General features: G+C 65.7%; 22 protein-coding genes and 1 pseudogene. 10 read left to right on the top strand and 13 right to left on the bottom strand.

What is annotated here, in order from left to right; genetic code table 11:
• Window positions 1–6 precede the first annotated feature (6 nt).
• The 7 genes from QM701_RS22905 to QM701_RS22875 all read right to left on the bottom strand — a co-directional run bounded on the left by QM701_RS22905 (window position 7) and on the right by QM701_RS22875 (window position 9,151).
• Window positions 7–759 (bottom strand): phosphatase PAP2 family protein, encoded by a 753-nt coding sequence (locus tag QM701_RS22905; RefSeq protein WP_415169300.1) that lies wholly within the window; start codon window positions 757–759, stop codon window positions 7–9.
• Window positions 760–788: 29 nt separating this feature from the next.
• Window positions 789–2,729, bottom strand: coding sequence for an LTA synthase family protein (locus QM701_RS22900; protein ID WP_415169299.1), 1,941 nt, complete (start codon window positions 2,727–2,729; stop codon window positions 789–791).
• A 234-nt stretch (window positions 2,730–2,963) separates the two neighbouring features.
• Window positions 2,964–4,505, bottom strand: a complete 1,542-nt coding sequence (locus tag QM701_RS22895; RefSeq protein ID WP_415169298.1) for an ArnT family glycosyltransferase — start codon at window positions 4,503–4,505, stop codon at window positions 2,964–2,966.
• A complete protein-coding gene (locus QM701_RS22890) occupies window positions 4,502–6,034 on the bottom strand; it encodes an ArnT family glycosyltransferase (RefSeq protein ID WP_415169297.1) in 1,533 nt (510 codons plus the stop codon). Before QM701_RS22890 ends, QM701_RS22895 begins: the two co-directional genes overlap by 4 nt.
• Window positions 6,035–6,081: 47 nt before the next feature.
• Window positions 6,082–6,795 (bottom strand): TVP38/TMEM64 family protein, encoded by a 714-nt coding sequence (locus QM701_RS22885; protein WP_415169296.1) that lies wholly within the window; start codon window positions 6,793–6,795, stop codon window positions 6,082–6,084.
• Window positions 6,796–6,809: 14 nt separating this feature from the next.
• Window positions 6,810–7,532 carry a glycosyltransferase family 2 protein gene (locus QM701_RS22880; protein ID WP_415169295.1) on the bottom strand — a complete coding sequence of 241 codons (723 nt, stop codon included), beginning with the start codon at window positions 7,530–7,532 and terminating at the stop codon, window positions 6,810–6,812.
• The gene (locus QM701_RS22875) at window positions 7,529–9,151 is read right to left on the bottom strand and encodes an ArnT family glycosyltransferase (RefSeq protein WP_415169294.1); all 1,623 of its coding nucleotides are present in this window, start codon (window positions 9,149–9,151) and stop codon (window positions 7,529–7,531) included. Before QM701_RS22875 ends, QM701_RS22880 begins: the two co-directional genes overlap by 4 nt.
• A 235-nt stretch (window positions 9,152–9,386) precedes the next feature.
• Here QM701_RS22875 and QM701_RS22870 point away from each other — a divergent pair, with 235 nt between their 5' ends.
• The 5 genes from QM701_RS22870 to QM701_RS22850 all read left to right on the top strand — a co-directional run bounded on the left by QM701_RS22870 (window position 9,387) and on the right by QM701_RS22850 (window position 13,517).
• Window positions 9,387–10,070, top strand: coding sequence for a response regulator transcription factor (locus tag QM701_RS22870; RefSeq protein ID WP_415169293.1), 684 nt, complete (start codon window positions 9,387–9,389; stop codon window positions 10,068–10,070).
• Window positions 10,060–11,331, top strand: a complete 1,272-nt coding sequence (locus tag QM701_RS22865) for a sensor histidine kinase (protein ID WP_415169292.1) — start codon at window positions 10,060–10,062, stop codon at window positions 11,329–11,331. The genes QM701_RS22870 and QM701_RS22865 overlap by 11 nt, the downstream gene beginning before the upstream one ends.
• An 81-nt stretch (window positions 11,332–11,412) precedes the next feature.
• Window positions 11,413–12,111: a class I SAM-dependent methyltransferase gene (locus QM701_RS22860; RefSeq protein WP_415169291.1), complete on the top strand. Its 699-nt coding sequence runs from the start codon at window positions 11,413–11,415 to the stop codon at window positions 12,109–12,111.
• A 66-nt stretch (window positions 12,112–12,177) separates the two neighbouring features.
• Window positions 12,178–12,579, top strand: coding sequence for a diacylglycerol kinase (locus QM701_RS22855; RefSeq protein ID WP_415169290.1), 402 nt, complete (start codon window positions 12,178–12,180; stop codon window positions 12,577–12,579).
• A 98-nt stretch (window positions 12,580–12,677) separates the two neighbouring features.
• Window positions 12,678–13,517, top strand: coding sequence for a metallophosphoesterase family protein (locus QM701_RS22850; RefSeq protein ID WP_415169289.1), 840 nt, complete (start codon window positions 12,678–12,680; stop codon window positions 13,515–13,517).
• Window positions 13,518–13,618: 101 nt separating this feature from the next.
• Here QM701_RS22850 and QM701_RS22845 read toward each other — a convergent pair whose 3' ends face one another.
• The 5 genes and pseudogenes from QM701_RS22845 to pruA form a co-directional block, all read right to left on the bottom strand.
• Window positions 13,619–14,026, bottom strand: a complete 408-nt coding sequence (locus QM701_RS22845; RefSeq protein ID WP_415169288.1) for an Lrp/AsnC ligand binding domain-containing protein — start codon at window positions 14,024–14,026, stop codon at window positions 13,619–13,621.
• 22 nt (window positions 14,027–14,048) lie between these two features.
• Window positions 14,049–14,096, bottom strand: a pseudogene (locus QM701_RS22840) (hypothetical protein); the annotation flags it as partial.
• A gap of 75 nt (window positions 14,097–14,171) precedes the next feature.
• Window positions 14,172–14,495: an NAD(P)-binding domain-containing protein gene (locus QM701_RS22835; RefSeq protein WP_415169287.1), complete on the bottom strand. Its 324-nt coding sequence runs from the start codon at window positions 14,493–14,495 to the stop codon at window positions 14,172–14,174.
• A 96-nt stretch (window positions 14,496–14,591) separates the two neighbouring features.
• On the bottom strand, window positions 14,592–15,887 hold the full coding sequence (locus QM701_RS22830; RefSeq protein ID WP_415169286.1) for an MFS transporter: 1,296 nt from the start codon (window positions 15,885–15,887) through the stop codon (window positions 14,592–14,594).
• 118 nt (window positions 15,888–16,005) lie between these two features.
• Complete coding sequence (gene pruA / locus QM701_RS22825) at window positions 16,006–17,637, bottom strand: L-glutamate gamma-semialdehyde dehydrogenase (RefSeq protein ID WP_415169285.1); 1,632 nt, start codon at window positions 17,635–17,637, stop codon at window positions 16,006–16,008.
• Window positions 17,638–18,001: 364 nt separating this feature from the next.
• Here pruA and QM701_RS22820 point away from each other — a divergent pair, with 364 nt between their 5' ends.
• The 5 genes from QM701_RS22820 to QM701_RS22800 are packed head-to-tail and all read left to right on the top strand — an operon-like array spanning window position 18,002 to window position 24,045.
• Entirely contained in the window at window positions 18,002–18,844 is an 843-nt protein-coding gene (locus QM701_RS22820) for an acid phosphatase (protein WP_415169284.1), read from the top strand.
• A gap of 55 nt (window positions 18,845–18,899) precedes the next feature.
• Complete coding sequence (locus QM701_RS22815) at window positions 18,900–19,934, top strand: efflux RND transporter periplasmic adaptor subunit (RefSeq protein ID WP_415169283.1); 1,035 nt, start codon at window positions 18,900–18,902, stop codon at window positions 19,932–19,934.
• A 3-nt stretch (window positions 19,935–19,937) separates the two neighbouring features.
• Entirely contained in the window at window positions 19,938–21,785 is a 1,848-nt protein-coding gene (locus QM701_RS22810; protein WP_415169282.1) for an ATP-binding cassette domain-containing protein, read from the top strand.
• Window positions 21,782–22,912, top strand: coding sequence for an ABC transporter permease (locus tag QM701_RS22805; protein WP_415169281.1), 1,131 nt, complete (start codon window positions 21,782–21,784; stop codon window positions 22,910–22,912). The genes QM701_RS22810 and QM701_RS22805 overlap by 4 nt, the downstream gene beginning before the upstream one ends.
• Window positions 22,909–24,045: an ABC transporter permease gene (locus QM701_RS22800; RefSeq protein WP_415169280.1), complete on the top strand. Its 1,137-nt coding sequence runs from the start codon at window positions 22,909–22,911 to the stop codon at window positions 24,043–24,045. Before QM701_RS22805 ends, QM701_RS22800 begins: the two co-directional genes overlap by 4 nt.
• A gap of 135 nt (window positions 24,046–24,180) precedes the next feature.
• Here the strand turns inward: QM701_RS22800 and QM701_RS22795 are convergent, their stop codons facing one another.
• Window positions 24,181–25,635: a DegQ family serine endoprotease gene (locus QM701_RS22795; RefSeq protein ID WP_415169279.1), complete on the bottom strand. Its 1,455-nt coding sequence runs from the start codon at window positions 25,633–25,635 to the stop codon at window positions 24,181–24,183.
• Between the last annotated feature and the right edge of the window lie 121 nt (window positions 25,636–25,756).

The raw sequence follows: 25,756 nt of genomic DNA, 5'->3' as shown, positions 1-25,756 counted from the left end.
GTTTTGCTACGGAAAACGCGGGGCGATTTCATTGGGATCACACATCGTGTCTGCCTGCCGTGGAACCGCTCGCGGCGCCCGATAGAGCATCCAGCGATAGGCCAGCAGGCAGAGGGTCCAGTCGATCAGCAGGGTCCACAGGTTGTGCGAGAAGAAATGCGCGCCCTGCATCATGCGCCCCAGCGAAAACACGCCGCCCAGTGCCAGCGCCACGGCCAGCGCGGCGCGGGCGGCGCGCGGACGCCGGTCGCGCAGGGCGAAGAACACGGCGAACAGCGAGAAGCCCGCCGACGCATGCCCTCCCGGCCAGCAGCGGCCGGGCTTGTCGGTGGGCGGCCGCGCGCCGAGCAGGGGAACGAAGGTTTCCGTGCCGCCGAACTCGCTCAGGCTCCACGGGCACTGTATCCCGGTGAGCGCCTTCAGCGGCGTCACCACGGCCGTCGACACGCCCAGGGCCAGCACCAGATAGCCCAGCTGGCGCCGCCAGGGACGCAGGCGGGCCGTCAGCAGGCTGAGCAGGAAGCCGGCGACGGCCGCCACCCCCAGCAGGATGACGGCCTGTTTGGCCCGGTCGTGCAGGATGTCCTCCAGCCAGAAGCTGTACCGGCCGGCGAAGCCCTGCCCCGGTTCGTAGAACGGGCGGGCCAGGGCGAAATCCAGGCCGCTGGGATCGAACAGCAGCAAGGCGGCCATCAGCGCCAGGGGGATGCCCAGGGCGAGATGGAAATCGAAATGACGGGACGTGTCGGAAGACGGCATGGGGAACTCCGGTCGGGAACTGGCGGCCGTCAACCGGGATGGCCTTCGGGGTGCCAGTCCATCAGGTGCTTGCGGAAGGCATGGCTGGCGCCCTGGTAATAGGCGATGTCGCGGCGCAGCAGCGCATCGCCGGTATCCACCGCCGATTCGTGCGCCATTCCCAGCGCGTCCTCGTGCCGGCGCATGCCGCGGCGCGGACTGAGGATCGCCAGGTCGCGCCCGTCGAACAGGCCCAGGTGCTGGTAGTTGCCGACCAGGGCGCGGCCGGGCTGCCGGTCCGCGCGCAGCACGTTGCGGCCGAAGAAGGTGGACACGTAGTCCATGCCGAGCAGGCCCAGCAGCGTCGGCGCCACGTCGATCTGGCTGGCCACGTCGGTGAACTCGCCGGGCGGGACGTGGCGGGGCGAATAGATGAACAGCGGAATGTGGTAATTGGCCACCGGCAGGTCGTCCTTGCCGGCGCTGCCCGCGGTGTGGTCGGCGACGAACACGAACACGGTATCGGCGAACCACGGCTTCTCCCGCGCCTCGGCCAGGAACCGGCCGATCGCGTAGTCGGTGTATTTCACCGCGCCTTCCCTGCCCGTGCCGGACGGAATGTCGATGCGCCCGTCCGGATAGGTGTAGGGACGGTGGTTGGAAGTGGTCATCAGCTGCAGGAAGAACGGCCTGCCCGCGGCATGGTCGGCGTCGGCCGCCTTCAGCGCCTGCCGGTAAAGGTCCTCGTCGGCCATGCCCCAGGCATTCTCGAAGGACATGTCGCCCTTGGCCACGCTGCTCTGGTCGACGATGCGGTAGCCGTTGCCGCTGAAGAAGGCGTTCATGTTGTCGAAGTAGCCGCGGCCGCCGTACATGAAGACGCTGTCGTACCCCTTCGCCTGCAATTGCTGGCCCAGGCTGGCGTAGCCGCCTTCGCGGCCGATGCGCTTGACGATGGAGCGGCCGGGCGTCGGCGGCATGGACAGCGTGATCGCCTCCAGGCCGCGGTCGGTGCGCGTGCCGGTGGCGTAGAAGTTGCTGAACACCAGGCTTTGCGGGCGCAGCGCGTCGAAGTTCGGGGTCAGGCCGCGCGTGTCGCCGAAGCTGCCCAGGTACTTGGCGCTCAGGCTCTCGATGGTCACCAGCACCACGTTCAGGCGCTTGGGCTCGCCCGGATTGTCGATGGCGCGGCGGATGTCGAGCGGATCGCTGCCGAGGAAGCGCGCGTTCGGCTCGGCGACTTCCCGGCGCAGCAGTTCGGCGACGTCCTTGCCGGGCAGCGTGGCGTAGAACTGCGCGTAGTCCAGCTCGTTGTTGCGGAAGGCGGCGAAGAACTGGTACGGGCCGTTGCTCGCCAGTTCGCGCTGATAGACGTTGCCGCCCATGCCGCGCGGCGCCTCCTGCCCCACCAGGGCGACGTTCAGGCCGACCAGCAGCGCCAGCCCGGCCAGGCAGAGCACCGCTCCCCGCGCCGGCAGGCGCGGCGCCTCCAGCGCGGCGGCCAGCGGCTTGTGCAGCGCGATGGTCGCCGCGACGACGAGCACGGCGAGCAGCGCCAGCAAGGGATAGATCGGGTAGGACTCGAGGATGTTGTCGATCACCTCCTTGGAATACACCAGGTAATCCACGGCGATGAAATTGAAGCGCACGCCGAACTCTTCCCAGAACAGCCATTCCGCCGCCGCGACGAACAGCATGACGAACAGGCTCAGCGCCGCGGCGCCGAGCAGCATCCGCCGGTGCCACCGCCATTGCCAGAGCCGGCGCGGGCAGCACAGCAGGTACAGCAGCAAGGGCACGGCGGCGTAGAGCAGGAAGCTCAGGTCGTAGACCAGGCCGACGGCGTAGATGCCGAGCAGGCTCGAGGCCGTCACCCCGGTATCGGCCAGATGGCCGACCAGCAGCAGGCTGCGGGTCAGGAAAAACACCGCCAGCCAGGCCAGCAGCAGGATCGACAGATAACGAAGCGGCGCGTAACGGAATTGGGGCATTTGCGTGATTGCTCTCGAATGAACGAGGCGCAGTCTGCCGTGCGGGCCGTGAAACACCGGTCAAAAGCATGTGAAAAAAACGTCAAGTCCGGAAGCCCGACCGATGCGCGGGGTGGTTTTGACGTCCGCACCTGGCCGGCCATTACGACCCGATCGTGCCGGATGGCCCGGCGGGCGACCGGCCCGGCGGAATGGGCCCTCGGCCGCACGGCGGTGAAACCGTGGAAAAGACGTTTACGGCTTTGCTTGCAGCTTGTACAAGTTCAGATCATCGATGGTCGCGGCGACTTCGACAGCCGCATCCGCCAGATCCGGAACTTCCTTGCCGATGACCCAGATCTCTCCGTGCTCTTTCAACTGCCGAAAAATTTCCCGCGAGTCGACCGGAGGCACGATACGGCCGGCATAGAACGACAGCGCGCCGTCGTTCAATGCCGAATCCTGGTAGAGCGGCGAATGCCCGGCGGCTGCCGACATGATGGACTGCGCGGCAACCTTGTGGGGTTCCGGCGACAAATACGCCTCTCCGTACAGATAGCCCGTCGCGGTTACTCCGGCCACCAGCAGCACCGGGATGGATACGGCGGTTTCGCGCAACAGACGCTGCAGGACCAGCGGGGCCAAGGGCAGCGCCAGCCAGGGAAGGGCATGGGCGATATCGCTGGATTTTTTCAGCGCCATCGCGATTCCGGCGAGACTCGCAAGACAGAACAGCCAGAACAGAAAGCGATTGACCCTGGCGAATCCGCCGTGCGCGTTCGCCAGGTAATCGCCGAGGATGATGGCCAGCGGCGGCGCGAACAGCAAGGCGTATTGCATCTGTTTGTTGACCGTCGCGGCAAGCAGCACAAAGACCACGGCCAGCCAGATCCAGGCGAATCGGATCAGCGGCGGCATGGCGCGGCGCTGTTTGAACGCCATCCATCCCGCCGGGAGTAACAGCACGCCCCAGGGCGCGAAGAACTCGGGCCAATGCGCGAGATACCACCATATCGGCTTGGCATGTGTTCCGCTGATGAAGGTTTCGTCGACCTGCCTGGTGAAAAACTGCCGGGAAATGTCGGGAAATTTCCAGGCGATCCAGAGGTACCAGCCAAAGGCCGCCGCAAGCAGGATGGCCAGGCTCGGAAGACTCAGATAGTGTCTGATGGAGCCTGCCGGGCGCCCTGCCCTTTTTTCCAGGACCGTCGCAACCGCGACCGTAAGCAGGGGGATCGCCAGCGCGGCCGGTCCTTTGCTCAGGAACCCGAACCCGAGCGCAAAAGCGAAAGCAATCCGGCGCAGGCTATCGCCTCGCCCGCGCGTAATGTCATAGCCCAGCATGCAGGCCGCGCCAATGCAGAACATCAGCATGGCGTCTGCCTCGCCGCTGCGAAAATAGCGCAGGCCGATGTACGAAGCGACAGCGGTCAGGACACTGTTGGTCGCCTCGATCATTCCGGCCTCGCGCCGCACCCAGCACCAAAGCAGAGCCGCCGAAAGCAATCCGAACAGCGCCGCGGGGAGGCGCGCCGCGACCTCCGTGACGCCCGCCAAGCGGTAGCTGGCGGCGGTCAGCCAATAAGGCAGCGGCGGTTTCTGCAAACGCAGTTCGCCGTTGTAGCGGGGCACGACCCAGTCACCGCTGGCCAGCATTTCACGCGCGGTCTCGGCGATCCGGACTTCCTGGATCTTGTAGATCGGACGGTCCCCGAGGTTGATCAGCAGGGCCGGCAGGATCAGCGCCGCCAGGACCAGTAACGATTTCAATGAATTCATCATTTCGGCGGATTTCATGGCTGCATGGGTAAAATTTTCAAGTCCGGTTCCAGTCCGCGGCGGCGCTGGAATTCCCCTGACCGGCCTCGTTCAACCGGTGACATATTCTTTTCTGCCTGGGACCCGCAGGCCGAACCGAACCCATAGACGATCAACGACCGGCCTTTTTTCAGATACGGGGTAAATTCGTTCTTGACGCAGTCGGCCAGCGGCTCGATCTCGGCGGCCCTGGCATTTTCGACCAGGAGTAGCAGCTCCGAGCCGGCGGCCTGCAGCGCCTGCAGTGACCGTTGATCCAGCATGGAAATATCGCGCCCGGCGTAATAGATCAGCCGCTCATCCAGATCGACATAGCCGTAGACAGGCATCCCTCCGGTCCCGGCGAGCCAATGGGCGAATTCCGGGAATGCCGAGTACCGGTATTCGAACACCCGGGATTCGGCGACGGCAAAGAACACCGCATATCCGGCCGGCAGCAGCAAGCTCACCGCCAGCAGCGCCCGCCGCGGCAACGGCCGCGCCGCCCGATACAATTCGCCCAGGCGCTTGCCCAGGAGAATGGCGATCACGGGATACGCCGGCAGCAGGTATTTGGCGTGCTTGTTGCTGAAGACCGAGTAGATCGCCAGCGGCGCCAGGACAGATACGGCCAAGGCGACCGTTTCGGGGCGGTCTTTCCAGCACCGCCAGGCAGCGACCGGCGCGACGCACAGAACCACGAGGCTGGCGGGAAAGAAATCCGCCGTCAGCGAAAGCAGATATCCGTACCAGGGGTCCCGCGACGAGCTGGCCATTTTGCCCACGATGTCTTTCTGTATCACCGACTGCCAGACCTCGAACCCCATCTGCCACGTGAGCACGAGGTACCAGGCCCCGCCAACCGCCAAGGCGATGCCCCACCCCTGCCAGTCGCGCAAGGCCAGCCATTGGCGTGGCTGGCGCCCATGCAACGCAGCGCACAACAGGGGCAGCGTCACGAACAGCAGGGCCAGCGGACCTTTCGTCAGCAAGGCCGCCCCGAGCAGGAAATAGCTGAGTCGCAACCAGCCGCGCCCGCCTCCGCCGTAGATGAATTTCAGCGCGGACAGCAGCGCGCAGAAGCACAGGGCGGTCAACAGCAATTCGATTTCCGCACGGCGCGCGAACACCGCGAAGCTGGCATTGGCCACCAGCAACTGCACCGTAAACAAGGCCGGCCAGGCGCCGAACCGATGCCGCGCGTAGCGATACGCCACCAGGGACACCACGCCTGCCGCCAGCGCGGAAGGGAGCCGCACCGCCCACTCGTTCGCGGAGCCGTACAAATGACTCGCCGACGCCTGCAACCAGTACAGCAGCGGCGGTTTGGCGAGATACGGCTCGCCGTTCAGGCGGGGCAGCAGCCAGTCTCCATGCGAGAACATGTCCCTGGCGGGAAGGGCCCGCCGCGCTTCGTTGTAATTCAGCAAGGGGATGTCGCCCAGCCCCCAGAAGAATACGACGGCCATGGCGGCCAGCGTCGAGAGCAGGAGAAATCGAAAAATCCTGTCGTCTTGAGAGTCGTTCATGAAACCGGGCGAAAGTGGCAAAGAACGGTGGAAATCATCGGAAAACGTCAGCGCCGCCGGCGCCGCTTCGGGGCACGGACGAAGACGGCCAGCAGCAGCGCCCCGGCGAGCGCGATCTGCGCGGCGCCCACCCAGGGCAGATCGTGCGCCAGGCCGCTGCCGACGATCGTTGCGACGACGCCCTGAGGCAGGAACCCGGCAAGCGAACCGAGCACGAAGACGCGATCGCTGACCCGGCTCAGCGCCAGCCCGACGTTGATTATCCCGTTGGCGACCGGCAGCAGGCGCGCCAGGGCGACGGAGGCGATCGTCGGCCGGGCATGGACGATGCGCTGGAAGAAACGCCGCCCGCCGAAACGTGCCGAGAGCCATTCACGCCCTCCCCAGCGGGCTGCGCGAAACGCGGCGAAAGACCCCAGCAGACTGCCCAGCGTCGACCACAGCAGCCCTTCCCAGAAGCCGAAGGCGAACCCTCCCAGGGCGCAGAACACCAGGCGCGGCACGCCGGCCATGATCAGCAGGGAACTGGCCAGGACGAAATACAACTCCCTACGGGGATCATCGGTCCTGAAAAACCCCGACAACGTGTTCCAGTCCCGTATCTCCTGCCCCCAAGGAGTGAGGTGAAGCACGAGCAGGAGGCCTCCTCCGGCGACCAGCAGGGTCAGCAGTTTGCGCGAGGTCGTCCGCGCCACCTGCTCGATCTCGGCGGCCGGTGCCGCCAAGGCCTCCTCGCCGGCCTCGTCTTCGAATTTCCGCATTTCGGCCATGCCGTTCAACGCGCCGGCAATTCCAGCCGGTCCGCGCGGACGGCGCGCGCCAGATACCAGCGGATGCCGAAACAATCGTGGATGCCGCGCCACAGGCGATTGTGGACGCCGTATTTCGACTTTCCGCGCAGCCGCTCGCGGTGATTGACCGGCCGCTCGGCCACCGTAAACCCCTGTCCGCGCAGCAGCGTCGGCAGAAACCGGTGCAGGCCGTTGAACACCGGGATCTCGCGCAGCGACTCCCGGCAGACGACGCGAATGCCGCAGCCGGCGTCGCTGACGCGGTCACCGGTGATCCAGTTGCGGTAGCCATTGGCCACCTTCGACGACATGCGGCGGATGAACGTGTCCTGCCGCTTCGTGCGTACCCCGGTCACGCAGTCCACGCGCTCCCGGACGGCCTGTTCGAGCATGGCCGGCAGGTCCGCCGGATCGTTCTGGCCGTCGCCGTCGAGGGTCGCGACCCACTCGCCCCGCGCGGTCCGGAACCCGCTGGCGACCGCGGCGCTTTGTCCGCAATTCAGCCGGTGAAAGACGCCGCGCACGCGGGGATCGCCGATCCTGCGGATCACGCTGGCCGTCGAGTCGGTACTGGCGTCGTCAACCAGGATGAGTTCGAAGCCGCCGGCGAGTCCGTCGAGCGCGGCAATGATTTCCTTGGCCAGCGGCACGACGTTTTCCTCCTCGTTGTAAGCGGGGACGATGACGGACAGGCGGGGGGTTTTCATGGCTGCTCGCTCCCGCTCAGGAATCGCCGCGCGGAAGGCGCATCGAGCAGCGCCACCGCGAGGCCGCGATAACGCTGGGAGGCGAGCGGCCTGAACGCCTGGAACTCATCGGGACTCTTTGCATACACCACCGCGTAGTCGTCGGGGTGTTCGGCCAGCCAGTTCTTCACGCTTTCCGTGCTCTCGATTTCCACGAGCGGTTGGCGCAGGCGTCCGGCAAAGTGGTATTGATCGTGATAGGTTCCCGCGTGGACGACCTGCCGGCCCTGGCCCTGGGCTTCGCCGATGGCCTTCGCCAGCGTGCGGACATCGTACGCGGGCGCGAGGGCCGGCATGATCGCCAGCTGCCCGAGCGCCGTCACCGCCACCCCCATGACGGCAAGCGTGGCGACCGGCCTGGACAATCCCCGGCCGACAAGGAAAGTGGTCAGCGCCACCAGCACGAGCAGGAGGGCCGGCAGGATTCCGGGAGTGGCGTCGGGCCTGCCGGGCCACCCCGACCATCCCACGGCCAGCAGGCCGCCCCCCATGACCAGCGCGATCAGCGCGGGCAGCCAGATTCCTTTCAGCGCCTGCTCGTCCGCCAGGGCCCGCGCGGCGAGCAACGAAAAGGCCGGGAAAACGGGGATCAGATAGTGCATCTGCTTGCCGCTGATGCAGGAAAAGGCGGCGAGGACCGGTAGCATCCAGGCGAGGCAGAAACGCCCTCCCCGATCTAGATTCCGGCCGACGAACCGCCCCAGTGCGCGCCACAATCCCGGCCAGACGAACCAGGGGAACAACATCACCGGCAGCAATGGCAGGTACCACCAGAAGGGACGGCGATGGGCGAAGGACTCGACGATGCGGTCGGCGGTCTGTCCCCAGAAGATCGCGCGCCGGAACGCCTCGCCGCCTGCGAATCCAGCCGGAATCGCCCACGCCAGCACGATTGCCGAACCAATCAGGAAGGCGGCGAAGAGTCGTCCGTACCAGCCCGCCCTGAGCAGCTCCGGATTCCACCATGGCGCGAGAAGGGCTGCCGGCAGGACGTGCAGCCAGATGACCGGCCCTTTCGCCAACAGCCCGAGGCCAAGCGCCAGCCCGAGCAGCAAAAGGCCTTGCCGGGCATTCCCGTCCGCCATCTGCAGCGTGCCGAGCATGCCCGCCAGCACGAAGAAAGCCAGGACGATGTCGAACATCGCCGCCGTCGAGAAGACGGACCACAGCAAGCCGCTGACCAGGATCAACATTGCCGGCCCGGCGATGCCGGCGCGCTCCGGCCAGAGTCTTCGTCCCAGGGACGCCGTCAGGAACAGGCTGCCGGCGCCGGCCAGCGGAGAGACCAGCCGCGGCCACCATTCATTGATGCCGAAGACGGCCCAGCCCGCCTGGAACAGCCACATCAGCAGGGGCGGCTTGTGGCTGTAGGGCTGTCCGTTCTTGAACGGCACCAGGAAGTCGTCCCGCAGCCACATTTCCCACGCGACTCCGAAATACCGCGTTTCGTCGATCGGTATCAGCGGCCGCGAAATGCTGCCGACCACCGTCAGGAGCGTCAGCAGCGACAGGCCCAGCATCACCGCGCTGCGTTCCGCGCGCGCGGCGCCGTCAACGACGATCCCCACGGCCGTTCTCATGCTTTTGCGGAGGTCGGCCAAAGCGCCGGCTGGCCATGACGTCCGGCATGAGGCAGACGGACCGGGCGGCGGGAAAATCTTGCTCCGGCACGCTGCCGCCTGAATTGAACGCAACGAATTTGTGGCATCGTATGTCTCTGGCGAAGAACGCAGGCCGGAGTTTGTCGAGGTGCCCGTGAGGCCCCCGTCAATACGACGTGAAAAAAACGTCAATTCAATCGAATGGGTTTCGCATATGCGTATTTTGGTAATAGAAGACAATCGGGACATTCTGGCGAATGTGCTCGATTACCTGCAGCTCAAGGGCTACAGCGTCGATTGCGCGCAGGACGGTTTGAGCGGCCTGCATCTGGCCACCACGGATCACTACGATCTGATCGTGCTGGACATCATGCTTCCCGGCGTGGACGGGTATCAGGTGTGCAAGCGTCTGCGCGAGGACGCCCGCAGCGAGGTGCCGATCCTCATGCTGACGGCGCGCGACGCGCTGGAGGATCGCCTGAACGGGCTCCGGGCCGGCGCCGACGACTATCTGATCAAGCCTTTCGCGCTATCCGAGCTGGTGGCGCGCATCGAGGCCATCCTGCGGCGCAGCCAGGGCGGCCGGAAACGCCAGCTCAAAGTCGCCGATCTGGTTTACGACCTGGATACGCTGGACATCACCCGCGCCGGCCAGCCGCTCAGGCTCAACCCGCTGGCGATGCGACTGCTGGCGGTCCTGATGCAGAAAAGCCCGGCCGTGGTGCGCCGCGAGGCGCTGGAGGAAGCGCTGTGGGGCGACGAAAGGCCCGACAGCGACAGCCTGCGCAGCCATATCCACCAGCTGCGCCAGATCATCGACAAGCCGTTTGCCACGCCGCTGCTGCATACGCTGCATGGCGTCGGCTATCGCCTGGCGGAAAAAGACAATGACCTCTAAGCAGCCGTTTGCCCGGCGCATCGTCATCGCCTTCGTGCTCATGACGGTGGTGGTCAGCGGCGTTTTCTCGCTGAGCATCGTCGCGGTGGTCCACCTCATCGAACAGCGCCTCATCTCCGAGGAAATGCATCGCGAGCTGGACAGCGTTCTGCATGAGGACCTGAAATACGGCCGCTCCCCGCGCCTGGATGCCAAGACGCGGTTTTATGCGTCGAATCTGCCGCAGTACGCCATTCCTGAACGCTACGTCGGGCTTGACGAGGGCTTCACCGAACTGGTCGACGGCGACCAGGCCTTTTATGCGTATCTGCAGGAAATCAATGGCACCCGGTATCTCCTGGTTCAGGAACAAAGCGAATTCGAAGCTCACGAAAATGCCCTGTTCAACGTGGTTCTCGCCGGGTTCATTTTTACCGTCCTCGGCGCATGGGGACTCGGCCGGGTGATGGCCGGACGAGTCATGGCCCCCGTCAGCCGGCTGGCCCAGCAGGTACGGCATCGTGATCAGCTGCTGCCGTCCGCGCCCCCGTTGGCCCCGGAATACCCGGATGACGAGGTGGGGCAGCTGGCGAGAGCCTTCGACGGCACGCTCGGCCAGTTGCGCCAGTCGCTGGATCGGGAACGGCTGTTTACCAGCGATGTCAGCCATGAACTGCGCACGCCGTTGATGGTCATCGCCACCTCCTGCGAGCTGCTGGAGCAGGCGCCCCTGGGGCCGCGCCAGCAAGAGCAGCTGCAACGCATCGCACGGGCATCCAGGGAGATGCAGGAACTGGTGCAGACGTTCCTGCATCTGGCGCGCGGGAACAGGGACGAAACGGACTTCGCGGCGACCGCGAGCCTGGCACAGGTGGCGGAACAACAGTGCAGGCACTGGGACGAGCTGATGAAAGAGAAAGGCCTCGGCTTCGAGTGCGTCGAGGAGGGTCCGGACGGCGGCCGCTACAGCCCGACGCTGCTCGGCACGGTGATGGCCAATCTGCTGCGCAATGCGCTGCATTACACCAATCACGGTCATGTGCGTCTGTTTCTCGAAACCGGCGGCTTCCGGGTCGAGGACAGCGGCTCGGGCATTGCGCAGGACGAGCACGAATCGATCTTCATGCCGTTCGTGCGCGGCACCCAGGCGCGCGGCGAGGGACTCGGGCTGGGGTTGTCGCTGGTCAAGCGGATCTGCGCCCATCAAGGCTGGAGCATCTCCGTGCACAATCTGCTGCCGACGGGCAGTTGCTTCAAGGTCAGGTTTCACCCGCCTGGTTGACGTTTCTTTCACGTCTTTTTGACAAGGGCTTAATCCACTTCCATCTACTGTTGCGGGCGTATCCACTTTGAGTCGCCCGCCATGTCCAAGACACCTCCTGTCGAACTCGGATTCTCGCGCCAATACGATCGCGGCCATTCGGAGCAGTATCTGGAAAGGCATCAGGAAGGATGGGGGCGCCGTCTTTCCCGCCGTCTTTCCCTTTGGCGCGACGAACAGGTCGCTCGTCATGCGTTGAGCCTGGCCGATGATCCCGGCCTGGTGTTGGACCTGCCGTGCGGCGCCGGGCGTTTCTGGCCCGTGCTGGCCGAAGAACCGAACCGGATGATTCTGGCGGCCGCCACCTCCGCCGACATGCTGGCGGTGGCCAGGGCGTCGCAGTCCGCGGACGTCGTGGCGCGCGTCGAATCGTTCGTGACTTCCGCATCCGCCATTGATCTGGGCGCCAACGCGGTGGACTGCATCTTCTGCATCCGCCTGCTGCATCACATCCAGTCCGCCGAGAGCCGCCGGGTGATTCTGCGGGAATTTCACCGGGTCACGCGCGACACGGTGATCCTTTCACTCTGGGTGGATGGCAACTACAAGGCCTGGAAACGCCGGCGGCTAGAGCGACAACGCGCTGAGGAGGGCCGGATCGAGCAAAACCGGTTCGTCGTCCCGCGGGCGGACATCGAGTCGGAATTCCATCAGGCCGGCTTCCGCATCCTCGGCCACAAGGATTTCCTGCCGGGCTACGCCATGTGGAGAACTTATATCCTGCGCAAGAAAGAGTATTGATCCGGGCCCGGCCGGGAACCCGCCGCAAGCCCCTCCACGTACCATTCCTCATGCATTTTCAGCACCGTGAAAAATCCCATTCCTTCTTCCAATCCTCATCTCGATGCGCACGCCTTGAAAGGCCGTGAAGGCATTGCGCGCATAGCACATGCCGCGAAGTACTCGCTGGACGGATTGCTGGCGGCCTATCGCGGCGAAGCGGCGTTCCGCCAACTGCTGCTCCTCAATCTCGTACTCATTCCTGTCGCCTGCCTGGTCGCGGTGACCCGTGCCGAGCGCGTGCTCCTGATCATCGTGCCTCTCATCTCGCTGATCGTTGAGCTGTTCAATTCAGCCATCGAGGCGGCCATCGACCGGGTGTCGCTGGCCATCCATCCGCTCTCGAAACAGGCCAAGGACATGGGCAGCGCCGCCCAGATGCTGGCCCTGCTCCTGATTGCGCTTACGTGGGGACTCATTCTGGCTTGACGAGGACCCGTGATTCCATCGGATCTGACCGTTGGCGTCCTTGTCTTGCCGTTTTACGAGCCCTCAGCCGACAACCACATTATTGGAGCCATGAAACCATGGAAGCAGTTGCCCGGCATTTCCTGGCGGCAATCGTCCTTTGCCTTCAGATCGGCGTGGCCTCGTCCCAATCCTCGCTCCTTTTCGTCATCGCCGATACGGGCAACTGCGAACTGGAAGGGACCGCCCGGGTAGCCGCCGCCATTCGCAGGCAGCCCGATGCTTCTCGTGGAACCCTGATCGAAGTGGGAGACCTGGCTTACCCGACGGCGACGCGAGAGCGTCTGCTGGCCTGTCACGAGCCCTTCTGGGGAGGATTCGGGCAACGGCTGGCCGTGCCCGGAAACCATGACTGGAACGATCCTCGCGCCGCCGGATTCTTCAGCCTTTTCCCGGAACCGGTGCCGCGCAAGGTTCACCTGAGCGGGCCATGGCATCTGCTGCTGCTGGACAGCAACCTGAAACAGGAAGCCTGGGACGCGCAGCTCGAATGGCTGGATCAGGCGTTGGCCAAAAGCCGGGGCGAATGCCTCATCGCCGCCTGGCATCACCCGCGCTGGTCTTCGGGAAAACACGGAGACAGCGTTTTCACGAAGCCGTTATGGGACCGCTTGCAGGGCAAGGCAACCTTCACGCTGCATGGCCACGATCATCATTTCGAGGCGCTTCCCGCGCTCGATGGCGACGGCAAACCTTCGCCGTCAGGCGTCCCCTCCTTCATCGTCGGCAATGGCGGAGCCAGTCTCTACCGGGCGGGAAAGCATCAGCGGTCCGACCGCGGCCTGTTCGGACAATGGGGTTTCCTCCGCATGGAACTGGACGGGCTGGCATACCGCTGGCAAGAGTTTGGCGACGACGGAAAAATCAAGGACAGCGATCACGGCACCTGCCGGTTGTAACGCGCGAAGCCGGTCCTGTAGTTGTCTGCTTCACCCGGCCTTCGCCATCGATCCGGACGCCAACGCGGGGGGACCGCGTCTTCCGCATCCGCCTGATCGATCTACGGGCGAAGATGTTCGAGATTTATCGTCGAGGAGTCCTTGACCTCCTCCATGACGGGATAGCTGTGCGTCTCCCGGATGCCCGGCACCTTGGAAAGAACGTCGCCCAGGAAGCTCCGGTAGGCGGCCATATCGGGGACGCGCACCTTCAGCAGGTAATCGAAGCCGCCGGCCACCATGTGGCAGGCCTGAATCTGCGGAATCTTCAGGACCGCCGAGCGGAAGCTCTGGAACGCCTCTTCCGAGGTCCGGTCGAGCAGTATCTCGATGAACACGGTCAGATTCAGGCCGAGTTGCGCGGCGGACAGATTGGCCGAATACCCCGTGATGAAACCGTCGCTTTCCAGGGCCTTGACGCGCTCTAGACACGGGGTCGCGCTGAGGTTCGACTTTCTTCGACAGCGCAATGTTCGTCGTCTTGCCGTCGGCCTGCAGGGTCGAAAGTATGTCGAGGTCGATACGGTCGAGTTTTCTCATTCCTGGCTCCGCTCAAGTGCCGGTCATCGCGCGAACGTCATTGCCCGGATCGCCCGCTTTGTCCGGACGGGCATCCTAGCATTGCCATAGCAGGTCGCCCAGCTTGCAGCCGCGCTGGTCCGCCGCCCACACGCCGGCGCCGCGCGGGCGCAGCGCGTGCGCGGGCCTCTCCTGGCCGGCGATCTGCCCGGGTTCGACCGCCAGCAGCAGGATATCGCAGTCGAGGGCTTCCGATACCGGCGCGGCGAAGGTGCGCACGCCGAACCCCTCGCCCACCCGCCTGCGCCTCTCGTCGTTGGTCTCGATCACTTTCACGTCGGCCACCGGAAAGCCGCCGCCGAACAGATTGCCGATCAATTCCGTGGCCATCTCGCCACCGCCCAGAAAAGTAATCTTCATGATTTCGCTTCCTGAAAAAGTCACCTTCCGGCAGGGATTGAAAAGGCACGGCTGCCGCTCCGATGCCTCTTCAATCCGCCAATCCCTAAAACGCCGTCAGGCCAATGATCTGCTTTCCACCTGGCTCTTGTGGCCGCTGACGCTGTTGATCGTGATCAGCGATATGACGCAGGTGATCATGAAATAAATGGCGACGGGGATGTACGAGCCGCCGTAATTCAGCATCAGCATCGTGGCGATCAACGGCGCCGTGCCGCCGGCCAGCGCCGCCCCGGCCTGGTAGCCGAGCGTCACGCCGGTGTACCTGACTTCCGGGTCGAAGATCTCCGCGGACAAGGTGCCCAGGACCGCGGTGATCGGCGTCCAGATGATGCCGAGCCCGACGACCGTGGCGACGCTGATCCACACCGGGTCCCTGGTGTTCAGCAAGGCGAAATAGGGGAAGGCATAGAGCATCAGGATGAAGGCGCCCCAGCCGTACATCCTCCTGCGCCCCACGCGGTCCGCCACCAGGCCCATGATGGGAATCATGAAGATGCAGGTGATCGTCGCCCAGGTGATGGCCGTCAGCACGACGTTCTTCGGCAATTCCAGCGTCTTCGTCACGTAGGTGATGACGAAGGTGCTCAGGATGTAGAACGGCGCGGTTTCCACCACTTTCAGGCCGATGGCCAGCAGCACCTCCCGCCAGTGGTATTTGAGCGTCGCCACCAGCGGAATCTTCACCTGCTTGCCCTTCTTCTTCGCCTCCTCGAACTCCGGCGTCTCGTTGATCCTGAACCTCAGCCACAAGCCGATGGCCACCAGGACCGCGCTGCTCACGAACGGGATGCGCCATCCCCACTCCAGGAATTCCGCCTCGCTGACGTACTGGCCGACCAGATTCAGCGCCGCCGTGCCGAACAGCATGCCCAGCGGCACGCCCATCTGCGGCACGCTGCCGAACAGGCTCTTGGTCGTCTTGTCGGAGTTCTCCACGGCCATCAGCAAGGCGCCGCCCCATTCGCCGCCGATTCCCAGCCCCTGGATGGCGCGCAGCGTCATCAGCGCCAGCGGCGCGTAGAACCCCCACTGGGCGTAGGTCGGCAGGCAGCCGATCAGGACCGTCGCGCCGCCCATCAGGCTCAAGGTCAGGATCAGGGATTTTCTCCTGCCGAGCTTGTCGCCGATGTGCGCGAAGATCACCCCGCCGAACGGCCTGATGAAGAACGGAATCGAGAAGGTTACGTAGGAAAGCAGCAGTCCGACGGCCGGATCGGAGTTCGGAAAGAACAACTTGCCGAAGACCAGGGCCGCGGCCGTTCCATACAGGAAGAAATCGAACCATTCGATGGCGGCGCCGAACAGGCTGGCCATCAACGCCTTTTTTTGCTCGCTGTTGATTGTGATCATTGACCCACTCCCCTAATGATTGATGTCGGAACGCATGTAGCGCCGAAGTTTTTTGCAAGCGCGTTTCCCGCTACGGCCGCCCGCGCGCTGGCGGCGCGGGCAGTCCTTGCCACTGGTTTCACTCGCACGACATGTACGGATAATTGACCACCGTGCGCGGCAGCATCGTCTCCTTGATCGCGCGCTGGCTGATCCAGCGATACAGGTTGACCGCGCTGCCCGCCTTGTCGTTGGTGCCCGATCCCCGGCTGCCGCCGAACGGCTGCTGCCCGACCACGGCGCCGGTGGGTTTGTCATTGACGTAGAAATTGCCGGCGGCGTGGTTCAAGGCGCCCGCGATCTTGATGATGGCGTCCCGCTCCTGCGCGAACACGGCGCCGGTCAGGGCATAGCTGGTGGCCGTATCGCAGGCGTGCAGTGTCTCATCCAGCGCCTCGTCCGGATAAACGTAGATGGTCAGCACCGGACCGAAGATTTCTTCCACCATCGTCTTGAACGTCGGGGTTTTGGCCAGAATCACCGTGGGCTCCACGAAATAGCCGACGCTGTCGTCGCACTTGCCGCCGATCAGGACTTCCGCCTCGTCGGAAGACCTGGCGCAATCGATATAGCGCCGGATGTTCTCGAACGAATTCCTGTCGATCACCGCGTTCATCAGATTCGAGAAATCGCGGACGTCGCCCATCCTGACCTTGCCGATCTCGCTCCTGAGCCGCTTCTCCACCTCGCCCCACAGGCTCCGCGGAACGTAGGCGCGCGACGCGGCGGAACATTTCTGGCCCTGATACTCGAAAGCGCCGAGCACCATGGCGCACACCAGCGCCTCCACGTCCGCCGAGCGGTGGGCGAAAATGAAGTCCTTGCCGCCCGTCTCTCCCACCAGGCGCGGGTACGAGACGTACTTGTCGATCTTCTCCCCGACCCGCTTCCAGATGCCGTTGAACACTTCGGTGGAACCGGTGAAATGAAAGCCGGCCATGTGGGGATGATCCACGACGACCCTGCCGAAATCCGTCCCCTTGCACGGCACGAAGTTGACGACTCCGGGAGGCAGCCCCGCTTCCATGAGGATCCGCATCACGTAGTAGCTCGACAGCACCGCCGTCAACGACGGTTTCCACACGACGGTGTTGCCGACCATCGCCGGCGCGGAAACGAGATTCGCGCCGATCGACGTGAAGTTGAACGGCGAGATCGCGGCCACGAACCCGTCGAGCGGGCGGTATTCGACCCGGTTCCAGAAACCGTCCGGGCTGATCGGCTGCTGCTTGTAGATTTCCTGCAGGTAATAGGGATTGAACCGCAGGAAATCGGCCAGTTCGCAGACGCTGTCGATCTCCGACTGGTAGGGGTTCTTGCTTTGTCCCAGCATGCAGGACGCGGACATCTTCGCCCGGTATTTTCCGGTCAGCAGATCAGCGGCTTTCAGGAAGATGGTCGCCCGCTGCTCCCAGGGCATGTTCTCCCAGCCCGCCTTGGCCGCTTCGGCCGCCTCGACCGCCATGCGCAGTTCCTTCTCGCCGGCGACGGCGTATTTGCCGAGGCTCTGCCGATGGTCATGCGGGCAGACGATGTTTGCCGTATTCTCCAGATGAAATTCCTGCCCGTTGATGATCGCCGGCACGTTGACCGGATTGGCCAGCTGCCTTTCGAGCTCGGCCTTCAAGGCAAGCGTTTCCGGCGAACCGGGCATGTAGCCCTTCACCGGCTCGTTCTGGGGAAACTTGATTTGAAAAATTGCGTTGTTCATGTTCCTGCCTCTCCTTGTGTGTATTCGACTTGTCCCGTGAGCTGAACCAGAACCGGCCCGATCCCCCGATCGACGAATGCTGCGGTTGGTGCCCGTCGCAGGCGGCGTATTCAGAACTGTGTGCTGGTATGTATAATTTTTATAGTACAAAACATAATAGTCAACGATTTAAAGTAGTGTTTTCTACTTATTTAACTAGATTTACAAGAATCTTATAAAACACCAAAAGCCTTTTGCGCATTCCCGCTTGCGGGCGCGGGCCGGATGCCGCGGCCGGTGACGGACGTTCGGGAAAAGCGCGTCGCCAGCCGGCGTTGCGGCCTATAATCGCCGGCATCCCGTCATAACCTCGAAGGAGTTCCTCATGAGTCTCCCGCTGCAGCGTTTTACGCTCGCCACATGCTTCATCATGCTCGCCGGCTGCGCGACCCAGTCTCAGGAACGGCCGGCGCCGGTCCCGGAACTCAAGCCGGGACGCCTGATCGGCTACCTGCCGATCAACGAGCGCATCGACTCGAAAGCCATCCTCCCGCCGCCGCCCTCGACGCCGGCCGAGACGGCCACCGACGAGGCGGTCAGCCGGGCCGCGCTGCGCCTGCAGGGAAGCGAGCGGTGGAAGCTCGCCACCCGCGATGCCGACGTCAATTTCCCCGAAGCCGCCGGCGTCTACTCCTGCGCCCTGGGCGCGCCGATCACCCAGCAGGATACGCCCTACCTCTATCAATTGCTGCGGCGCGTCGCCAGCGACGCGGGCTACGCCGGCGACGGCGCCAAGGAGCTCTACAAGCGCAACCGGCCGTTCGTGGTCAACAAACAGGTGCCATGCACGCCGGAGGAAATGGACCGCCTCGGCGCCGACCGCTCGTATCCCTCCGGCCATTCGTCCACCGGCACCGCGTGGTCGCTGGTGCTCGCCGAACTGGCGCCCGACCGCGCCGTGCCGATCCTGAAGCGCGCGCAGGCCTTCGCCGAAAGCCGGGTCATCTGCAACATGCACTGGCAGAGCGACACCGTGCAGGGGCGCTTCGTCGGCGTGTACACGTATGCCCGCCTCCAGGCCAGCCCCGAGTTCCAGGCCGACATGCGCATGGCGCGCAAGGAGATCGCGGCCGCCCGCGCGCTCGGCCTGCCGCCGAACCGCGACTGCGCCGCCGAGGCCGGCGCCCTGAGCATGGCCGTTCCCGCCGCGGAACCGGCCGCGAAATAGCCGCCTGGGGCATGGCAACCTGTCTTTGGGTGGCGCCATTTCGGAGAATCACGCCTTGAAGATCAGAATAATCGCGGCGATCGTCGTCATCGCCGCCGTCGCCGCCGGTGCCTTCCTCTATCTGCGCACCGGCGGAGAAACCGCCAACGAACTGACGCTGCACGGCAACGTCAACATCCGGCAGGTGGAACTGGCCTTCAACGCCAGCGGCAGGATCTCGCGGATCGAGGTGCGCGAGGGCGATGCGGTCAAGGCCGGCCAGCTGCTGGCGCGGCTGGACACCGAGCGGCTGCGCCTGGCGCTGCAACAGGCCGAGGCCCAGACCGCCGCGCAGCAGGAAACGGTGAAGCGCCTGGAAGCCGGATCGCGGCCCGAGGAAATCCGCCAGGCGCGGGCGCAGCGCGACGCCGCGCGAGTTTCGATGGAAGACGCCGAGAATTTCTACCGGCGCCAGAAAAGCCTGGTCGAGCGCAATTTCATCTCGTATCAGCAAGCCGATACCGCCCGCTTCGCGCTCGACAAGGCACGCGCGCAGTGGCAGGCCGCCAACGAGGCCGCGCGGCTGGCCGAACTCGGCCCGCGCCGCGAGGACGTCGCCGCCGCGCGGGCGACGCTGGCCGCCTACGAGGCCGCCGCCGCCCAGCTCCGCCGCGACCTCGCCGACGGCGAGTTGCATGCGCCGTCCGACGGCATCATCGACAAGCGCATCCTGGAAGTCGGTGACATGGCTTCGCCGCAGAAGGCGGTGTTCACGCTGGCGCTGACCGAACCGCTGTGGGTGCGCGTCTGGTTGCCCGAGACGCAGCTCGGGCGCGTCCCGGTCGGCGCGCGCGCCACCATCCGCACCGACAGCCATCCCGGCAAGGATTATCCCGGCTGGATCGGCCACGTCTCCCCCAGCGCCGAGTTCACTCCCAAGTCCGTGGAGACGGCCGACATCCGTTCGAGCCTGGTCTATCAGACCCGCGTCTACGCCTGTGCCGGCGCCGGCGAACTGCGCCAGGGCATGCCGGCGACGGTGACCATCGCGCTCGACCAGGCGCCGCCGGCGGAAACGCCGCCCTGCCCCGAAACCGCGCCGGCGCGCTGACGCATGGCCGGCGCCGCCGCCCCCGTGCTCGTCGCCGACGGGCTGATCAAGGCGTTCGCCGCGGACGGGCAGCACACCGTGGCGCTGGACGGCGTCAGCTTCGCCATCGATCCGGGCGTCATCACCGGCCTGATCGGACCCGACGGCGCCGGCAAGACCACCCTGATGCGGCTCGCCGCCGGCCTGCTCGTGCCCGACGCCGGGACGATCCGCGCGCTCGGCCTGGACGCCACGCGCGAATCGCTGGCGGTGCAGGCGGCGCTCGGCTACATGCCGCAGCGCTTCGGCCTCTACGAGGACCTCACCGCGCAGGAGAACCTCGACCTCTACGCCGACCTGCAGGGCGTGCCCAGGGCGGCCCGGGCGGAGCGCTACGCCGAGCTGATGCACATGACCGGCCTCGCGCCGTTCACCGGCCGGCTGGCCGGGCGTATGTCCGGCGGCATGAAGCAGAAGCTCGGCCTGGCCTGCACGCTGGTGCGCCCGCCGCGCCTCTTGCTGCTTGACGAGCCGACGGTTGGCGTCAACCCCGTCTCGCGCCGTGAACTGTGGGCCATCGTCAACCGGCTGGTGGGCGAGGCCGGCATGAGCGTGCTGCTGTCCACCGCCTATCTCGACGAGGCCGAGCGCTGCCGCGACGTGGTCCTGCTGCACGAGGGCAAGGTGCTCGACCGAGGCCGGCCGCATGAAATGAGCGCGCGCATGTCCGGGCGCACCTGGTCGGTGGCCGTCAACGGCGTGTCCCACCGGGCGCTGCAGATGACGCTGGCGCGCGCGGACGGCGTGGTCAACGCCCTGGTGCAGGGCGAACAGGTGCGCGTGGTTACGCGGGAGCCAGCCTTTCCCGCCGCGGCGAGCCGCCTGCCGGAAATGACCGGCGCCACGGTGGCGCCGGTCGCGCCGCGCTTCGAGGACGTCTTCGTGGACATGCTGCGCGCGCCCCTCGACTCCTCCCCCTTCAAGGGGGAGGCCGGGAGGGGGATGGGGGAAGCGTCGGGGAAGCAAGGCACGCCGAGCCGGGGTACCGACCCCATCCCCACCCCGGCCCTCCCCTTGAAGGGGAGGGAGAGCTCGTCCACCCGGCCATCCCAGGACCTCCCGCCGGACGATGCGGCGCCGGTGATCAAGGTCGCCGACCTGGTCCGGCGCTTCGGCGACTTCCGCGCCGTCAACGGCGTCAGCTTCGAGGTCCGGCGCGGCGAGATCTTCGGCCTGCTGGGCGCCAACGGCGCCGGCAAGTCGACCACCTTCCGCATGCTCTGCGGCCTGCTGCCGGCCAGCAGCGGGCACGTCGAGGTCGCCGGCTTCGACCTGCGCCACGCCGCGGCCGTGGCGCGCGAGCGCATCGGCTACATGTCGCAGAAATTCTCCCAGTACACCAACCTCAGCGTGGCGCAGAACCTCGAATTCTTCGCCAGCGCCTACGGCCTCGCCGGACCGCGCCGCGACGACCGGCTGGCCTGGGCCGAGGACGAGTTCGACCTGGGCCGCTACCGCGAGCGCTTCGCCGGCGACCTGCCACTCGGCTACAAGCAGCGCCTGGCCATGGCCTGCGCGCTGATGCACGGCCCGGACATCCTGTTCCTCGACGAGCCGACCTCCGGCGTCGATCCGCTGGCGCGGCGCGAATTCTGGCAGCGCATCAACACCCTGGCGCTGGCCGGCGTGACCGTGCTGGTCACCACCCATTTCATGGAAGAGGCCGAATACTGCGACCGGCTGGTGATCATGGCCGCCGGCCGCATCCTGAGCATGGGCGACCCCGCGGCGATCAAGGCCGCCGCCCGCTCGCCGGAGCATCCGCAGCCGAGCATGGAGGATGCGTTCATCAAGCTGGTGGAGGAGGCATGACGGCGCAACCGCTGTCCGCGATGCGCCTCTCCGCCCTGGTGCGCAAGGAATTCCTGCAGATCGTGCGCGATCCGAGCAGCATCGCCATCGCCTTCCTGATGCCGCTGTTCCTGCTGCTGCTGTTCGGCTACGGCGTGTCGCTCGACGCCGACCACGTGCCGGTCGCCTTCGTCGCCGAGCAGCCGACCGCGGATACGCGCGACTTCGAGGCCAGCCTGCGCGGCAGCCATTACTTCGCGGTGCTGCCGGCGCCGTCGATGCACGCGGCGGAACAGGCGATGCGCGAGGGCGCGGTGAACGCCATCGTCCGCCTGCGCGCCGATTTCTCCGAACGCCTGCGCCGCCCGGACGGCGCGCCGATCCAGGTGATCGTCAACGGCGTCGACGCCAACACGGCGCGCCTCACCCTGGGCTATCTCGAAGGCGCCTGGGGCAACTGGCTGGCGCGCCGCGCGGCCGACAGCGGCCAGGAACTCGTCATGCCCGTCGAGATGGAGCCGCGCATCTGGTTCAACAGCGAGGTGAAGAGCCGCAATTTCCTGGTGCCCGGCCTGGTGGCGATCATCATGACCCTGATCGGCACCCTGCTCACCGCGCTGGTCATGGCCCGCGAATGGGAGCGCGGCACGCTGGAGGCGCTGCTGGTGACGCCGGCGAGCATGAGCGAAATCCTGCTCGGCAAGATCGTCGCCTATTTCACGCTCGGCACCGGCGGCATGCTGCTCACCGTCGGCATGGCCGTGTGGTTGTTCGGCGTGCCCCTGCGCGGCTCGTTCTGGCTGCTGTGGGCGTGCGCCTCGCTGTTCCTGCTGGCCGCGCTGGGCATGGGGCTGACCATCTCGACGCTGGCGCGCAGCCAGTTCGTCGCCGGGCAGATCGCCATCGTCGGCACCTTCCTGCCCGCGTTCCTGCTCTCCGGCTTCATCTTCGACATCCCGAGCATGCCGTCCGTCATCCAGGCCGTCACCCACCTGATCGTCGCCCGCTACTTCGTGGCCATCGCGCAGACGCTGTTCCTCGCCGGCGACGTGTGGCCGATCGTCCTGCCCAACGCCCTGGCGCTCACGCTGATGGCCGTCTTCTTCCTCGGCGTTACCTGGCGCAAGTCGAGAAAGCGCCTGGAATGACCCTGTCCCCCGCCCTCACCCGGCTGCTCGCCCTGATCGTCAAGGAATTCCTGGCGCTGCTCAAGGACCCGAAAAGCCGCACCGTGCTGATCGGCCCGCCGCTCATCCAGCTCATCGTCTTCGGCTACGCCGCCACCTTCGAGCTGAAGGACATTCCCTACGCCGTCTACAACGAGGACCGTGGCGCCGTCTCGCGCACGCTCGAAGCCGCGTTCGCCGGCGCGCCGGCGTTCCGGCGGGTGGCCACGGTGTCCGCCGAGCGCGAGATCGCGCCGCTGATCGACAACCGCGAGGTCCTGCTGGTGATCCACATCGCCCCGCGCTTTTCCGAACGGCTGCTGGCGCCCCAGCCCGCCGGCATCGACGCGCCGCTGCAGGTGATCATCGACGGGCGCAATTCGAACACCGCGATGGTCGCGCTGAACTACGTGCGCGGCATCGTCAACCCGTTCAACCGGCAATGGCTGCGCGGGCGCGGACAGGCCGGCGCGCCCGCCGTGCTGGAGTCGCGCGCGTGGTTCAACCCGAACCTCGAAAGCCGGTGGTTCTTCGTCCCCGGCATCATCGGCATGCTGGCGCTGATCACCACCATCCTGGTCACCGCCATGACGGTGGCGCGCGAACGCGAGCAAGGCACCTTCGACCAGTTGCTGGTCACCCCGCTGCGGCCGGGCGAGATCCTGATCGGCAAGGCCCTGCCCGGCTTCCTGATCGGGCTGGTCCAGGGCACCGTCATCCTGCTGATCGTCACGCTGTGGTTCAGGGTGCCGCTGCTCGGCAGCCTGCCGGCGCTGTACTGCGGGCTGGCGCTGTTCCTGCTTTCCGGCGTCGGCTTCGGACTGCTCATCTCCTCGCTCGCCGTCACGCAGCAGCAGGGGCTGCTCGGTGCCTTCCTGTTCATGGTGCCGGCGATCATCCTGTCCGGATTCGCCACGCCGATCGCCAACATGCCGCCGGCGGTGCAGGCCATCACCCTGATCGACCCGCTGCGCTATTTCATGGTCGTGCTGCGCAAGGTCTTCCTGGAAGGCGCCGGCTTCGACGTGCTGGCCCACCAGTTCTGGCCGATGGCGCTGATCGGCGTCACCGCGCTGGCGCTGGCCAGCTGGCTGTTCCGGCACCGCATGTATTGAAGCAGTTGACCACGGCGACACGGCGGGCACGGCGAAAAGCAAAATCCCGTTTCTCGTCGTGCCCGCCGTGTTCGTTGTGGTTAAAAGGTTCTTGCCTCTCGCCGTGCCCGCCGTGTCGCCGTGGTTAAGTCCGGGTCAGCCCAGGTCGACCGGCACGAACAGCGTCGCGTCGCCGCGCTGGATCAGCAGGGCGACGCGCTTCGAGGCCTTCGTCACCAGCGCGCGCAACTGCTCGCCCGAAGTCACCGCCTCGCCGTTGACCGACAGCACCACGTCGCCCGGACGGATGCCGGCGCGCGCCGCGGCGCCCGAGACGTTCTCGACCAGCAGGCCGTTCTTGCCGTCGAGCTGGCGGCGCTCCTCGGGCCGCAGCGGCCGCAGGGCGAGGCCCAGCTTGCCCGGCGCGGCTTCCGTGCTCTCGGCGCTGGCGGTCTTTTCCGCCTTGACGTCGCCGACCTTGACCTCGATGTCGCGCTTGGCGCCCTTGCGCCAGATCTGCAGCTTGGCCGTATCGCCCGGACGGATGTTGGCGATCACCGGCGGCAGCTCGCTCGACGACTGGATTTCCTTGCCGTTGACCGCCAGGATCACGTCGCCGGGTTCCAGGCCGGCCTTGGCCGCCGGGCCGCCGTTCTCGACCGAGCTGATCAGCGCGCCGGTCGGCTTGTTCAGCCCGAACGACTCGGCCAGCGACTGGTTCACTTCCTGGATCGAGACGCCGAGCCGGCCGCGCTGCACCTTGCCGTGCTTGAGAATCTGGTCCTGGATGGAGACCACCACGTCGATCGGGATGGCGAAGGACAAGCCCTGGTAGCCGCCGGTGCGGCTGTAGATCTGCGAATTGATGCCGATCACCTCGCCGGCCATATTGAACAGCGGACCGCCGGAATTGCCGGGGTTCACCGCCACGTCGGTCTGGATGAACGGCACGTAGTTGTCGTCCGGCAGCGAGCGCGACTTGGCCGAGACGATGCCGGCCGTGGCGCTGCTCTCGAAGCCGTACGGCGAGCCGATCGCCAGCACCCATTCGCCGACGCGCGTAGCGGTCGAATTGCCGATCTTCACCGTCGGCAGGCTGCGCGCGTCGATCTTCAGCACCGCCACGTCGGTCGCCTTGTCGGCGCCGAGCACCTTGGCCTTGAACTCGCGCTTGTCGTTCAGGCGCACCACGACCTCGTCGGCGCCGTCGATCACGTGCGCGTTGGTCAGGATGAGGCCGTCCTCGCGCACGATGAAGCCCGAGCCCTGCCCGCGGATCTGCTGCTCGCCGCGCTGCTGCGGAATGCGGAAGTGGCGGAAGAATTCGTAGAACGGGTCGTTCGGATCGAGGCCGGGGAAGTCGGGCAGGCCGGTCTGCCCTTTGACCTTGCCGGACATGCTGATGTTGACCACCGCCGGGCTGTTGCGGGCGACGATCTCGCTCATGTCGGGCAGCGCCGCGCCGGCCATGGAGGTCGCCGCGGCGGCGACCGGGGCCGTGGCCGCGTGGCTTTCCCACAAACCCTGGCGGGTGGCGAGCGAATAGGCGCCGCTGAGCGCCGCCGACAGCACGGCCACGATCAGCGTCTTCTTCAACATTCGGGTGGTCATGATCGTCCTCCTGTAATTCATTCAGGCAAGGCACGTTCCTTGCGACGAAAGCATCCTAGCGAAAAGAAACTTAAATTGGACTTAAAGGACCAAAGCCGGAAAAATGCCTCCGGCGAAGTGA

The sequence above is a fragment of the Propionivibrio sp. genome (assembly GCF_047602565.1).
GTDB lineage: Bacteria > Pseudomonadota > Gammaproteobacteria > Burkholderiales > Rhodocyclaceae > Propionivibrio.
Note: the sequence above shows the minus strand (reverse complement) of the source record. Positions and strands in the feature narration are given on the sequence as shown.

Coding starts and splice junctions, on each gene's coding strand:
- pruA (WP_415169285.1), bottom strand. CDS start 17,637: ATGAACAACGCAATTTTTCAAATCAAGTTTCCCCAGAACGAGCCGGTG.
- QM701_RS22895 (WP_415169298.1), bottom strand. CDS start 4,505: ATGAAATCCGCCGAAATGATGAATTCATTGAAATCGTTACTGGTCCTG.
- QM701_RS22810 (WP_415169282.1), top strand. CDS start 19,938: ATGGCCGGCGCCGCCGCCCCCGTGCTCGTCGCCGACGGGCTGATCAAG.
- QM701_RS22860 (WP_415169291.1), top strand. CDS start 11,413: ATGTCCAAGACACCTCCTGTCGAACTCGGATTCTCGCGCCAATACGAT.
- QM701_RS22885 (WP_415169296.1), bottom strand. CDS start 6,795: ATGCGGAAATTCGAAGACGAGGCCGGCGAGGAGGCCTTGGCGGCACCG.
- QM701_RS22875 (WP_415169294.1), bottom strand. CDS start 9,151: ATGAGAACGGCCGTGGGGATCGTCGTTGACGGCGCCGCGCGCGCGGAA.
- QM701_RS22865 (WP_415169292.1), top strand. CDS start 10,060: ATGACCTCTAAGCAGCCGTTTGCCCGGCGCATCGTCATCGCCTTCGTG.
- QM701_RS22870 (WP_415169293.1), top strand. CDS start 9,387: ATGCGTATTTTGGTAATAGAAGACAATCGGGACATTCTGGCGAATGTG.
- QM701_RS22805 (WP_415169281.1), top strand. CDS start 21,782: ATGACGGCGCAACCGCTGTCCGCGATGCGCCTCTCCGCCCTGGTGCGC.
- QM701_RS22830 (WP_415169286.1), bottom strand. CDS start 15,887: ATGATCACAATCAACAGCGAGCAAAAAAAGGCGTTGATGGCCAGCCTG.
- QM701_RS22890 (WP_415169297.1), bottom strand. CDS start 6,034: ATGAACGACTCTCAAGACGACAGGATTTTTCGATTTCTCCTGCTCTCG.
- QM701_RS22820 (WP_415169284.1), top strand. CDS start 18,002: ATGAGTCTCCCGCTGCAGCGTTTTACGCTCGCCACATGCTTCATCATG.
- QM701_RS22905 (WP_415169300.1), bottom strand. CDS start 759: ATGCCGTCTTCCGACACGTCCCGTCATTTCGATTTCCATCTCGCCCTG.
- QM701_RS22880 (WP_415169295.1), bottom strand. CDS start 7,532: ATGAAAACCCCCCGCCTGTCCGTCATCGTCCCCGCTTACAACGAGGAG.
- QM701_RS22835 (WP_415169287.1), bottom strand. CDS start 14,495: ATGAAGATTACTTTTCTGGGCGGTGGCGAGATGGCCACGGAATTGATC.
- QM701_RS22795 (WP_415169279.1), bottom strand. CDS start 25,635: ATGACCACCCGAATGTTGAAGAAGACGCTGATCGTGGCCGTGCTGTCG.
- QM701_RS22850 (WP_415169289.1), top strand. CDS start 12,678: ATGGAAGCAGTTGCCCGGCATTTCCTGGCGGCAATCGTCCTTTGCCTT.
- QM701_RS22900 (WP_415169299.1), bottom strand. CDS start 2,729: ATGCCCCAATTCCGTTACGCGCCGCTTCGTTATCTGTCGATCCTGCTG.
- QM701_RS22800 (WP_415169280.1), top strand. CDS start 22,909: ATGACCCTGTCCCCCGCCCTCACCCGGCTGCTCGCCCTGATCGTCAAG.